The sequence below is a fragment of the Gordonia aichiensis NBRC 108223 genome (genome assembly GCF_000332975.1).
GTDB classification, from domain to species: domain Bacteria; phylum Actinomycetota; class Actinomycetes; order Mycobacteriales; family Mycobacteriaceae; genus Gordonia; species Gordonia aichiensis.
Window position 1 is genome coordinate 1 of record NZ_BANR01000025.1, and the last position, 11,648, is coordinate 11,648.

9 protein-coding genes are annotated in these 11,648 nt (G+C 65.0%); 2 read left to right on the forward strand and 7 right to left on the reverse strand.

Annotated elements, in window-relative coordinates; genetic code table 11:
- The first annotated feature begins 67 nt into the window (after positions 1 to 67).
- Positions 68 to 1,114 carry a 4-hydroxy-2-oxovalerate aldolase gene (dmpG, locus tag GOACH_RS18855; protein WP_005178286.1) on the forward strand — a complete coding sequence of 349 codons (1,047 nt, stop codon included), beginning with the start codon at positions 68 to 70 and terminating at the stop codon, positions 1,112 to 1,114.
- A 74-nt stretch (positions 1,115 to 1,188) separates the two neighbouring features.
- On the opposite strand, the gene GOACH_RS18860 is transcribed toward dmpG, so the two are convergent.
- The 5 genes from GOACH_RS18860 to GOACH_RS18880 all read right to left on the reverse strand — a co-directional run bounded on the left by GOACH_RS18860 (position 1,189) and on the right by GOACH_RS18880 (position 7,940).
- Positions 1,189 to 2,145: a R2-like ligand-binding oxidase gene (locus tag GOACH_RS18860; RefSeq protein WP_005178287.1), complete on the reverse strand. Its 957-nt coding sequence runs from the start codon at positions 2,143 to 2,145 to the stop codon at positions 1,189 to 1,191.
- Positions 2,146 to 2,234: 89 nt separating this feature from the next.
- Positions 2,235 to 4,469: an MMPL family transporter gene (locus tag GOACH_RS18865; RefSeq protein ID WP_005178289.1), complete on the reverse strand. Its 2,235-nt coding sequence runs from the start codon at positions 4,467 to 4,469 to the stop codon at positions 2,235 to 2,237.
- Positions 4,470 to 4,604: 135 nt separating this feature from the next.
- A complete protein-coding gene (locus tag GOACH_RS18870) occupies positions 4,605 to 5,147 on the reverse strand; it encodes a potassium channel family protein (RefSeq protein WP_005178290.1) in 543 nt (180 codons plus the stop codon).
- On the reverse strand, positions 5,131 to 7,125 hold the full coding sequence (locus GOACH_RS18875; protein WP_040519134.1) for a M13 family metallopeptidase: 1,995 nt from the start codon (positions 7,123 to 7,125) through the stop codon (positions 5,131 to 5,133). Before GOACH_RS18875 ends, GOACH_RS18870 begins: the two co-directional genes overlap by 17 nt.
- 32 nt (positions 7,126 to 7,157) lie before the next feature.
- Positions 7,158 to 7,940 (reverse strand): pirin family protein, encoded by a 783-nt coding sequence (locus tag GOACH_RS18880; protein ID WP_005178292.1) that lies wholly within the window; start codon positions 7,938 to 7,940, stop codon positions 7,158 to 7,160.
- Between the two features lie 333 nt (positions 7,941 to 8,273).
- Between GOACH_RS18880 and GOACH_RS18885 the strand changes: the two genes are divergently transcribed.
- A complete protein-coding gene (locus GOACH_RS18885; RefSeq protein WP_083859108.1) occupies positions 8,274 to 9,926 on the forward strand; it encodes an NTF2-like N-terminal transpeptidase domain-containing protein in 1,653 nt (550 codons plus the stop codon).
- Here GOACH_RS18885 and GOACH_RS18890 read toward each other — a convergent pair.
- Together GOACH_RS18890 and GOACH_RS18895 are read right to left on the reverse strand one after the other, a co-directional pair.
- Entirely contained in the window at positions 9,902 to 10,345 is a 444-nt protein-coding gene (locus GOACH_RS18890) for a DUF3054 domain-containing protein (RefSeq protein ID WP_005178295.1), read from the reverse strand. The genes GOACH_RS18885 and GOACH_RS18890 overlap by 25 nt on opposite strands.
- Positions 10,346 to 10,434: 89 nt before the next feature.
- Positions 10,435 to 11,622 carry a lysylphosphatidylglycerol synthase transmembrane domain-containing protein gene (locus tag GOACH_RS18895; protein WP_005178296.1) on the reverse strand — a complete coding sequence of 396 codons (1,188 nt, stop codon included), beginning with the start codon at positions 11,620 to 11,622 and terminating at the stop codon, positions 10,435 to 10,437.
- Between the last annotated feature and the right edge of the window lie 26 nt (positions 11,623 to 11,648).

Consider the following 11,648-nt stretch of genomic DNA (forward strand, 5'->3'; position numbering starts at 1 on the left):
TTATGACGTCCGCGGCCCTTCAAGTGGCCGAACGGCTTGCAGGACGATTCGAACTGGAGCCCACCTCATGACTACTCACACAGCTCGCCCGACAGTGGCTGAAGGCGCGCCGCTCTACATTCAAGACGTCACCTTGCGTGACGGGATGCATGCCACCCGCCATCGCATCACTCCTGAGCAAGTCGCCAAGGTCGCCCGTGCTCTCGACGCAGCCGGCGTTGACGCCATCGAGGTCACACACGGGGACGGACTTGCCGGACACAGCCTCACCTATGGTGTTGGCAGCAATACCGATTGGGAGTGGATCGCTGCTGCTGCCGAAGTCGTGAACCGGGCAACTCTCACCGCGCTACTGCTGCCGGGTGTCGGGACGGTCGCCGAACTGGCTCGCGCCCACGAACTGGGTGTTGAATCGATTCGAATTGCGACGCATTGCACTGAAGCCGATGTCGCCGCACAGCACATCTCTACTGCGCGCGAACTGGGCATGGATGTGTGTGGCTTCCTCATGATGTCTCACCTTGCAGAGCCCGCCACTCTAGCCGAACAAGCGAGGCTCATGGAATCGTTTGGAGCACAGTGCGTTTACGTCGTCGACTCGGGCGGACGGCTGACCATGGACGGCATTCGTGACCGGGTTCGCGCATATCGCGACGTGCTAGACGACACAACCCAGGTCGGGATCCATGCCCACCAGAATCTGTCTTTGGCGGTGGCCAACAGCGTGGTCGCAGTAGAGGAAGGAGCGATTCGCGTCGACGCGTCGCTCGCAGGGCACGGTGCGGGCGCGGGCAACTGCCCGATCGAAGCCTTTATCGCCGTCGCTGAACTCAACGGGTGGAAACAGGGTTGCGAACTCTTCGCTTTGCAGGATGCAGCCGACGACATTGTTCGACCGCTTCAAGATCGCCCAGTCCGGGTTGACCGCGAAACACTCACGCTAGGCTACGCGGGCGCCTATTCCAGCTTCCTTCGCCATGCCGAAACTGCAGCCGAGAGGTACGGATTGGACACCCGTGACATCCTTATGGCAGTCGGCCGACGGGGCTTGATCGGCGGACAGGAAGACCTCATCGCCGATATCGCCCTGGACCTGGCGGCAGAGCATGCTTAGTCATCGTCGCCCCATCTGATCCGCACGCGACTGGTGACAGCGCGGGGCCACACGAACGGACTCGAGGCGGAAGGTCAGGTGCCGAGCGCTTCGGCGTCCTCCTCGCCGAAGCGTTCCTCGAGAAGTTCCGGCGAGACGTCGAGGTCGATCTCCTCGACCGGCCGGCCACGCGCGGACTCGATGGCGCTGAGTCGACGCTGCGCCCGGTCGGCGGCGTAGGAGAGGAACTCGGAGTTGTCGATGCCGAACGGCGGTTCGTCGAACTGGGCGTTGACCCACTCGATCATGCCGAGCGCGAGGGGCATCAGTTCGCCCATCCGGACGCCGATCGCCTCCCAGAGGCTGTCGTCGGCGGCGACGTGGCGGCGGCAGGTGAAGGTGCCCCAGGCCATGTGGCGGCGTTCGTCGTCGCCGATGAACTTGATGATCCGCTGCATGCCGGGGAGGATTCCGCGCTGTGTGCAGATTCGCTGCCATGCGTAGTAGCCGGTGAGTGCCAGCGATCCCTCGATGACGTGGTTGTAGGTGACACTGGCGCGCACCTGGTTGAGCGGCGACGGATCGGTGTCGAGTCGGTGCAGTGAATCGGGGAGCTCCTCGTAGAAGAGCTGGCGATAGTAAGGGTTCTCGGCGACGTAGGGATTGAGGTCGTCGGTCAGGCCGACGGCATCCATCCAGAGGCGGAAGACCTCGGTGTGCTTGGCCTCTTCAAAGCAGAACTGCGACAGGTACATCTCATCGCCGAACCGGCCTTCGGCGGCCATGGCCTTCATGAAGGGCTGGATGTCCTGCGTGACCGCTTCCTCGCCCGCCACGAACTGGGCGACGAGGAACGTCGCACTGCGTTGCTGCTCTGCGTCGAGTTCGTACCAGTCGGCAGCGTCGCGGGTCATGTCGATGGCAGTGGGATCCCAGAACCGCGCGTTGCCCTTCATGAACAGACGCAACGGCAGTGACTGCCAGTTGAGGCCGCCGCGTCGCAGGGACGCGAAATCCTGACGAGTGACGGGTTGGTGGTCGGCGAGAGTCATGACGCACCGATCAAGGATCGTTCGGGACTCATGAACTGACGTTAGCCCCGCGATCGACCGAAATCGGTTCATTTCGGCGAACTCTCAGGTTACTCGTGCGTCACTTGCGCCACCGCGTCGTCGGACGCCGCGGTCGTCCCGGTGTCGGTCTTCCCGGTGTCGGGATCGTGCTTGCGGGACAGGGCGCTCGGCCACCAGATCCACCGGCCGATGTCGATGGAGAGGGCGGGTACCAACAGCGTGCGGACGATGAGTGTGTCGATGAGGACACCGAACGCCACGAGGAAGGCCACCTGGGCGAGGAACAGCAACGGGATCACCGCCAGCGACGCGAACGTCGCGGCGAGCACGACGCCAGCGGAGGTGATGACACCTCCGGTAGCGGTGAGGCCGCGGATCACCCCGTCACGCGTGCCGTGTCTCTTCGACTCCTCTCGCACCCGGGTCATCAAGAAGATGTTGTAGTCGATGCCCAAAGCCACCAGGAACACGAACGCGAACAGCGGTACGACGGGGTCGGCCCCGGGGAAGCCGAACGGCCCGTTGAACAGCAGAGCCGCGACACCGAGCGTCGTCGCGAACGACAACACGGTGGTGCCGAGAAGAATCACCGGGGCCACGATGCTCCGCAGCAGCAGGATCAGCACCGCGAGGACCACGAGCAGAACGATCGGGATGATCAGGTTGCGGTCGTGCTGTGCGGTTGTCCTGGTGTCGAGGTCGGTGGCCGTGGTCCCGCCGACGGTTGCGTTCGCGTCGGCGATGGGGTGGACGCGCTCACGGATGCGGACGACGGTGTCCTGTGCGGCGAGCGAATCCGCATTGTCGGTCAACGTCGCCTGGATGGCGACGCGGTTGTCGCGGACGAGGGGAGCCTGGTCGGCCATCGGGTTCTGGCTCGCGGTGTAGAACTGCGCTTCGGCGACGCCGTCGACGGACCGCACGGCGTCGAGGACAGCGGTGGACTGTGGGGCGTCGGCGATGATCCAGGTCGGCGAACCGCTACCGGCGTCGAAGTGACGAGCCTGGACGTCGGCGCCTTCGACCGATTCGACGCTGCCGAGGAAGAAGTCGGTCTGTGCGATGCCGTCTGACTTGAACATCGGCGCGAATGCGGCACCGATGAGCAGCACGATCAGGGTGGAGGCCCAGATCACGCGGGGTCGGGCGGCGACCTTCTCCGCGATGGCGTGCCAGAAGCGATGAGTCGAGTTCTGGGTGCCCGTGCCGGCCATGTCGGTCGCCCCGTCAGCCCCGTCAGCCGTGTCGGTCGACGTCGTCGTCGGTTGCTCAAGGCGGGGACGGACCGGCCAGAACGCCGCCCGACCGAGCAGTGCGAGAACCGCGGGCAGGAACGTCATCGAGGCAAGGAATGACGCCACGATGCCGATCGCGGCGACCGGACCGAGGCTGCGATTGGAGTTGAGGTCGGAGAACAGCAGGCACAGCACACCGAGGATGACGGTGCCCGCCGACGCGGCGACCGGCTCGATGGTCGCTCGCCACGCGACCTTGATCGCGCGGTATTTGTCGGCGGTCTGCGTCAGTTCCTCACGGAAGCGCGACACGAGTAGTAGGGCGTAGTCGGTGGCAGCGCCGAACACGAGGATGAACAGGATGCCCTGGCTCTGCCCGTTGAGCTCGAACGCACCCTGTTTCGTCAGGAAGTAGACAGCACCCGACGCGAGTCCGAGAGCGAAGACCGCCGAGATGATCACGACGAACGGGAGGATGGGACTCCGGTAGACGATGATGAGGATGACGATCACCACCGCGCCGGCGACCAGGAGCAGCAGTCCGTCGATACCCGCGAATGCCTCGCCGAGGTCGGCGATCTGACCGCCCGGGCCGGTTACGTAGACGCTCAGGCCATTGGGCGGGTTGGCCAGCGCGTCACGGAGCTTTTCGACGGTGTCGGACGGCTCACCCTTGGTGGAGATCGGCACGACGAGTTCTGCGGCCTGGCCGTCGGACGAGCGAATGGCGGGAGAGAACGCCTGGCCGAAACCCTCTGTACCCGCGAGCGGCTTGGTGATGTCGGCGAGGTACGTCGCGTCGGCGTCGGTGCAACCCGACGACCGCTCGGCGATGACGATGGCCGGGACGTAGCTGGTGTCCTGGAACTTCGCGAGCTCGTCGTTGACCTGTGTCGACTCCGCGGAGGCGGGCAGGAAGGCCGTGTTGTCGTTGGTCGACACCGAGGCGAGCTTGCCCGCGAACGGACCGGTGAAGGAGCCGAGCACGATCCACGCGAGGATTCCCAACGCCGGGATGAGCCAACGGAGACGATGAGTCGACGACGCGGTCCGCTGCTTACTCGTCATGTCCACATCCTTGCACGTCGGATTTGCCGGGGTCGGGAGGCGAGAGGATCGTCGTATCGGTTCGCCTCCGAGAGGGTCTTCGGTGCGTCGACGTTCCTGGATGGGATACGGGCCGACCGTTGCACATGCCGACGATCAGTCAACTGTGTTGCGTCGCGCGGAGATGAGCAGCGTGAGGAAATGGATGCCCAGCGCGATCAGGACGAAAGCACTCGCCATCTGGACCGAGACGACGACACGTGCGGCCTGCGATGCCGGGGCTATGTCGCCGAATCCGGTTGTGGTGAACACCGTCAGGCTGAAATAGAGTGCGTCGATCCTTGTCAGCCTCATGTTGAAACTGTCGACGCCGTACTCGGAAATCAAGAAGTAGGTGGTGGCAAACGCGACGATGTAGAACGTCGCAAGCGCAGCCAGCATCTCGAGAGCGGTCGCGATCGGATACGGAGAGCGGATGAAGTGACGAATTTCCCAGCCGCAGAACGCGATCAGCAGCAGAGCGTCGATCACGAACCCGATCATCTTGAAGTCGCTCGTGTGGTCGAGTGGCAGGAGGAAGTAGCCGACCAGCAGGACGCACCCCGCGAGCGCCGGACGGATCAGTGCGCTCGCGAGGCGTCGGCCACTGAGCGGAGCGCGAATGCGCTCGCCGGGTGGTCGGCTACCAGATCCGGACACGGTCTGTGTCCGGAAGGAAGAGTGCATCGCCCTGCGCGACGTCGAACGCGTCGTAGAAGGCATCGATGTTGCGAACCACGCCGTTGCAACGGAATTCGGGTGGTGAGTGCGGGTCGATGGAGAGTCGACGGATCGCCTCGGCGTCGCGGGTCTTGGTGCGCCAGATCTGCGCCCAGCTGTAGAAGACCCGCTGGATGCCGGTGAGCCCGTCGATGGTCGGCGGTTCGACGCCCTCGGTGGCGAGACGATAGGCGACGAGTGCGATCGAGAGGCCACCGAGGTCGCCGATGTTCTCTCCGATGGTGAAGTCGCCGTTGACCTTGTACTTCTCGTCGAGGCCCTCGGGTGTGAACTTGCTGTACTGTTCGATCAACGCCCTTGTGCGCTTGGCGAATTCGGTACGGTCGGCGTCGCTCCACCAGTCGACGAGGTTGCCGTCGCCGTCGTACTTTGCGCCCTGGTCGTCGAATCCGTGTCCGATCTCGTGCCCGATCACCGCGCCGATACCGCCGTAGTTGGCGGCGTCGTCGGCGTCGGGATCGAAGAACGGCGGCTGCAGGATCGCCGCCGGGAAGACGATCTCGTTCATTCCTGGGTTGTAGTAGGCGTTGACCGTCTGCGGTGTCATGAACCACTCGTCGCGGTCGACCGGGGAGCCGATCTTGGCGAACTCACGTTCGTTCTCGAATGACGCTGCGCGGGCGTAGTTTCCGATGAGATCGCCGCGGTCTACTGCCAGTGCGCTGTAATCGCGCCACTGCGCCGGGTAGCCGATCTTCGGCGTGAACTTGTCGAGTTTGACCAGTGCGCGTTCACGGGTGGACGGCGTCATCCACGGGAGGTCGGAGATGTTCTGGCGGTAGGCCGCAACCAGGTTGGCGATGAGCTCGTCCATCCGAGCCTTCGCCTCGGGCGGGAAGTGCTTCTCGACGTAGAGTTTGCCGACCGCGAAACCCATTGCACCCTCGACGAATCCGACTCCACGCTTCCAGCGGTCGCGGATCGTCTCGGCCCCGGTGAGGGTGCGGCCGTAGAACGCGAAGTTCTCATCGACGAACTTCGACGACAGGTAGGGCGCGGCCGAGTGCAGCAGACGCCACGTCAGCCACGTCTTCCAGTGGTCGAGCGGCGACTCGGTGAACAGTGTGGTTGCGTCGTCGACGAACGACGGTTGACCGACGACGACCTCGGCGAAGGTGACGTCGCCGACGGTGCCCAGTCCGCCGAACCACTCATGGACGTTGAAACCCGAAGCGAGTGAGTCGAATTCGCCGAGCGAGAAGAGGTTGTAGGTGAGGTCGGCGTCGCGTCGTCGAACAACGTCCCAGTGATGGCCCGCGATGGCGGTCTCGAGGTTGAGGACGGTCGCGGCGCGCTCGTCCGCATCGTCGTAGCCGGCGAGCGAGAACATGCGTGAGATGTGATCGCGGTAGGCCTCACGTGTCTGTGCATGGGTCTCGTCGCGGTAGTACGACTCGTCGGGTAGCCCAAGACCCGACTGCACGATGTGTACGAGGTAACGGTCGGAGCGCTTGGCGTCGGTGTCGACATAGAAGCCGAACAGCCCGCCGACGCCGTGCCGCTGCAGACGACCTATCTGCTTGGACAGCCCGTCGGTCGACGTGATGGCCTCGATCGCCTCGATCTCGCCGCGGATCGGGCCGATCCCGAGGGCCTCGATGTGGTCGGTGTCCATGAACGAACCGAAGAGGTCGCCGATCTTCTGGGCGTCGGACCCGCTGGGCGGATCCGCCTCGGCGCATTCGGTGATGATGTCGCGGACGTTCTCCTCCGCGCGGTCGCGCAGCACGTGAAAAGCGCCGTCGACCGAACGGTCGTCGGGGATCTCGTGGGTCTTGAGCCACTTGCCGTTGACGTGGGAGAACAGGTCGTCCTGAACGCGGACGGCGTCGTCGACCCACTCGAGGTCGATGCCGGAGGGGAGGGAATCGGTCTTCGAAGCAGTCACGGCTTCCATCCTGTCACGCCGTGCCGTGGCCGTCAGTCGCGTCAGGCTTCTCCGAGGGACTTGTCCATGACCCAGATCAGGGCCTCCGCGCCGGAATCGGAACGCAGCGACGATCCGGAAGTGTCGACGCCCCGGGCGGCGTCGCCCGCACCGAGCGAGACGTCGGGGTCCTCGGACTCGGAGCCGGAGCCGGAGCCGTGTCGGGTTGTGAGTGTGGCTGTGCCGTCGACGACGAGGAGGTGGGTGAACCTGGCGTCGGGGATGTCGATCGAGGTTCCCGGCGCGATCCGAGCGGCGAACAGGGTCGCGGCACGATTGTGTATACGGATCGCGGCGTCGACGGAATCGTCGCCCGAGGCCACGGCGACGAGGCCGCCCTCGGCGAGCCGGGAGGAGATGTCGCGCTGCTCGTACGACGGTGAGATTCCGTACTCGTCGGGCACGACCCACATCTGTACGTAGTGGACCGGCTCGGTCCCCGATCCGGGCAGGTCGGGCCACGGGTCGTTGCGCTCGGTGTGCTCGATGCCCGAACCCGCGCTCATCCGTTGGGCGAGCCCGGGGTAGACGACCCCGGTGTGACCTGCGGAGTCGGTGTGGACAAGTGTGCCGGAGACCACCCATGTGACGATCTCGGAATCCGAATGATGGTGCGCGTCGAATCCATGTCCAGGTAGTAAAACTTCTTCATTGGATGCAATGAGAAGTCCATGATGGGTGTTTGATGGATCGTAGTGATCGCCGAATGAGAACGAGTGACGGGAGGTCAGCCAATCGGTCGACGTCACCTCCCGGATTCCGGCCCGGAACACCGTGAAGACCATGACCCATTATGGACATCGTCTCGTTTGCGGAGTTCAGGCCGGCACCGCGCCGCTGCTGAGGTCGGCCCCGGCGCGTCGGAGGGTTCAGGCCACCGTGTCGACACCGTCAAACGGGTCGACGATTCCGACAGCGAGAAGCTGATCGATTCCGACGCCGCGAAGTCGCTGATCGACGCCTCTGACAAGGCAGTCGCGGGCGGCGGAGGCGGGCGGGCCGCAGGCGGCCGGGACAGAGGGGCCGCGGGCGGCCGAGATGAGATCGTGACGACTCCGAGTTCTGACTGGAAGCAGGGGAGTGATGTAACTCGTGTGACTAGAGTGAAAAATGGGACTATGAAGTATTGCTTGCGGTGGGTGGCTCTCGTTGCCTGCGTGGTTCTCGTCGGTGCCGGGGGTTTCGTGACCTGGCGGATGCTGTCCAGTGGTCCTGATACGGGTGCCGCAGCGGCGGTTGACGAGTTCGCCAGTGCGTTGAGCAGGAAGGATGCGGCTGCGGCCGCGTCGTACACCACTGCCCCCGGTCAAGCGGCCGACGCATTGTCACAGACGGTCACGGCGATGAATCCCGACTCGATCGACGTCGACGTCGACAAGCCGGAGGAGTACAGCGACGGTACTGCGTCGTTCAACCTGAAGACCACGTGGCGATGGGACAAGAACCGGTCCTTCGAGTCCTCGACCTCCGGCACGGCGAGGCACCTGAGTTCGGGCTGGAAGATCACGTGGGACCCCAGCGTGATCGCACAGGGGCTGCCTGTCGGTGGCAACCTGCGCGAGATCCGCACGGATGCCACTCCTGCCCCGACGGTCAACAGCGTGAGCGGCAAGCCGTTCATGGTCTTGGCGCCGGTCAACGAAATCGTTCTCGATCCGTCCAAGACCAGGGATCTGAGCGCTTCGGTGCGTGCACTGTCGCGGACGCTGGCGCCCATCGCGCCGCTGATCACACCCGAGGTGATCAATGCGAAGATCGCCGCCACGCCGGGCAAACCCATCGTCGCGGTCACGCTGCGCGACCCCGACATGGGAGTGATGACCAGTAATCCGGCGAAGATCCCCGGGGTGTCGATCAACAAGACGGGAATGCTGGTGATGGCCGACCGTCGGCTGTCGTCGCCGCTCGAGCCCGCGCTCACCAACTATTGGCAGGCGATCCGCGACGCGACCGCCGGCTGGCAGGTGCAGATGGTCGGCCCCGGCCTCAAGCCGCGCAAGCTCGCAGGCGAGCAGGGCCCCGCGGGCCCCGACGTCGCGACGTCGATCAATCAGCAGGTGCAGTTGACGCTCGGTGATGCTGCCGTCGAGGTGGGGCAGCCCGCCACCATCATGGCCCTCGACGCCGGCACGGGGCGGATTCTCGGCCTCGCGCAGAACGACTACGCCGCCGAGCGCGGGAACAGCGTCGACCAGGCGTATCCGGTCGGAGCGACACTCGATCCCGTATTCTCCTCCGTCGACAAGGCCACGTCGTCGGGGCAGGCGTCGAACAAGGAGTCGGCGGACACGGCGCTCGACCGACTCGGACTCGGTGTCACGTTCACAGTTCCGGGAGCGTCCACCCCCACGCCGCCGAAGCCCGGTGTCGCGACCATCGATTACCGCCCACAGGCGGCCACCGCGACGATGCTGAACATGGCCGCTTTCGGGGTGTCGATGGCGCGGGCACAGGCCGGCGATCAGAGTTCGGTCGCACCCGCTGTGATCACGGGAGCCAAGACCAAGGTCGACGGCGGCTCACTCGGCCCGATCGACACGTCGGTCAGTGCGCCGATTCTCGCCGCGATGACGACGACCGCCAAGACCGGCGACGCCAGCGATCTGACGCGGGCGCCCGGTCTCAAGGCGCTCGTCGGGACGAATGGGCCGCAGGGACCGGGCTGGTTCGTCGGAATCCAGGGCGGCAAGGTCATCGTGATCTACACCGAAGGGGAGAAGTCGGGGACCGCCGCGCTGCAGGTCGCTCAGAAATACTTCCGCATCGCGTAGGCGACGATCGCGCGCCAGCCCAGGAGGAACACGCCGAGCGCGATGGTCGCGACGATGATGAAGCTCAGCGCGACACCCTGGTGCAGGAGATAGCGCAGCACCATCCCGATCGCGACGGTACACACCCAGATCACCAGACCCGCAGGCACGATGCGCGCAGGCCGGAAGTCGCTGCCGAACCATTCGCTCGAGCCGATATGTGAGTAGACGTAGGCGATGGACCAGCCCGCCGCGGCGCCGATGAGGAACGGCCACAGTGTCTGCAGTACCCCGATCAGCGCGAAACCGTCGTGGTGATTTGCCCTGCCGATCAGCACGAACACGACGACGGCGACGACGTCGCACAGCGCTGCCGCGCCGAGTGGGAACGTCGCCGCGGGCCGACTGCTGGTCGGATCGCTCACGTCAGACTTCGACATGGGTATCCACGGTAGCGCGACCGCGGGGCGTCGACGTCTCGCGGGTATGGGGTCTCACTGCGGGTATGTCTCACTGCGGGAATGGGGTGTCACGATGCCGGCGGATCGGAGCCCGGGCGCTTGTGCGGATCCGGATTCTTCTGCGTGCCCGAACCCGGCATGATCTCCGAGTTCGGCTGGCCGGACTCGGGGTCCGGAACGAAATCGCCTGACTCGACGTCGCGATCGATCTCCGCGCCGATCGAATCGTCGGGGCGAATGCGCGATTTGAACAGGAAGAAGATGACGATCCAGCCGATCGCGGCGATCAGGATGTAGCTGACGATGCGGTAGACCAGTACCGCAGTCAGAGCGTCGGCGGCGGGCATCCCCGCGCTGGTCAAAGCGGGTACGAGTACGGCGTCTACCACCCCGATACCGCCTGGCAGCAAAGGGATGGCGGTGCCGACGGCCTTGCCTGCCGCATACGCGACCATCAGACCCGAGATACTCGGGTGTGCCCCGACCGCCCAGCACGCGAACATCAGACAGGCGACGTCGGCAACCCAGTTGAAGAGACTCCAGCCGAAGGCGACGCTGGTGTCGCGTCGTGTCAGCTGGACGGCGCGCAACTGCTCGAGCGTTTCGATCAACCGGGTCATCCCGTGATCCGACGGTTTGCTGCGCACCTGGTTGATCCAGCCGAGCACGCGCTCGCCGGTGGACCGCAACGACTCCGGATGGCTCGCGAGGTACTGCAGCACGACGGCGACGGCGATGAACCCGGCCGCGGAGAAGAACACCGAGAACGGGCTGGTCTTGGCGCCCGCGAGCAACGCGCCGCCGAATCCGAGGACTGCCAGACCGATCCCGGCGAGCAGCCCGGACATGACCACCTGCCAGGACGCGACGACGGGCGTCGCGCCCCACTTCCGTGTCTCGCGATAGGTGAAGGCGGGTGCGAGGACCTGTCCGCCGGGCAGTGTCTGACTGACGGAGTTCGCGGCGAGGACCACCGACAGCGACTTCCACTCGGAGACCCGGACCCCTGCCGAGCGCAGCAGCGCGCGCTGTACCTGTGCGAAGCTGTCCATCGAGAGCAGCGCGGCGACGACGCAGGCGACAAGCCAGACCCAGTCGAGATCGCCGATCCGGTGCGCAGCCTCTTCGAGTTTCGGCCAGATCAGCACGATCTCGACAGCCAGGATGATCACCACGATCACCAGGAGCAGCCACCGAACCCACCAGAAGCGAGAGCGCGTGACGGTGCCGTGGACCGCCGGTGTATCCGACGTCATACGGCCAAGGGTAACGACAGCTAATG

Bases quoted from the DNA above. Each gene is read 5' to 3' on its own strand.
- dmpG (WP_005178286.1), top strand. From the start codon at position 68: ATGACTACTCACACAGCTCGCCCGACAGTGGCTGAAGGCGCGCCGCTC.
- GOACH_RS18860 (WP_005178287.1), bottom strand. From the start codon at position 2,145: ATGACTCTCGCCGACCACCAACCCGTCACTCGTCAGGATTTCGCGTCC.
- GOACH_RS18865 (WP_005178289.1), bottom strand. From the start codon at position 4,469: ATGACGAGTAAGCAGCGGACCGCGTCGTCGACTCATCGTCTCCGTTGG.
- GOACH_RS18875 (WP_040519134.1), bottom strand. From the start codon at position 7,125: ATGGAAGCCGTGACTGCTTCGAAGACCGATTCCCTCCCCTCCGGCATC.
- GOACH_RS18880 (WP_005178292.1), bottom strand. From the start codon at position 7,940: ATGGTCTTCACGGTGTTCCGGGCCGGAATCCGGGAGGTGACGTCGACC.
- GOACH_RS18885 (WP_083859108.1), top strand. From the start codon at position 8,274: ATGAAGTATTGCTTGCGGTGGGTGGCTCTCGTTGCCTGCGTGGTTCTC.
- GOACH_RS18890 (WP_005178295.1), bottom strand. From the start codon at position 10,345: ATGTCGAAGTCTGACGTGAGCGATCCGACCAGCAGTCGGCCCGCGGCG.
- GOACH_RS18895 (WP_005178296.1), bottom strand. From the start codon at position 11,622: ATGACGTCGGATACACCGGCGGTCCACGGCACCGTCACGCGCTCTCGC.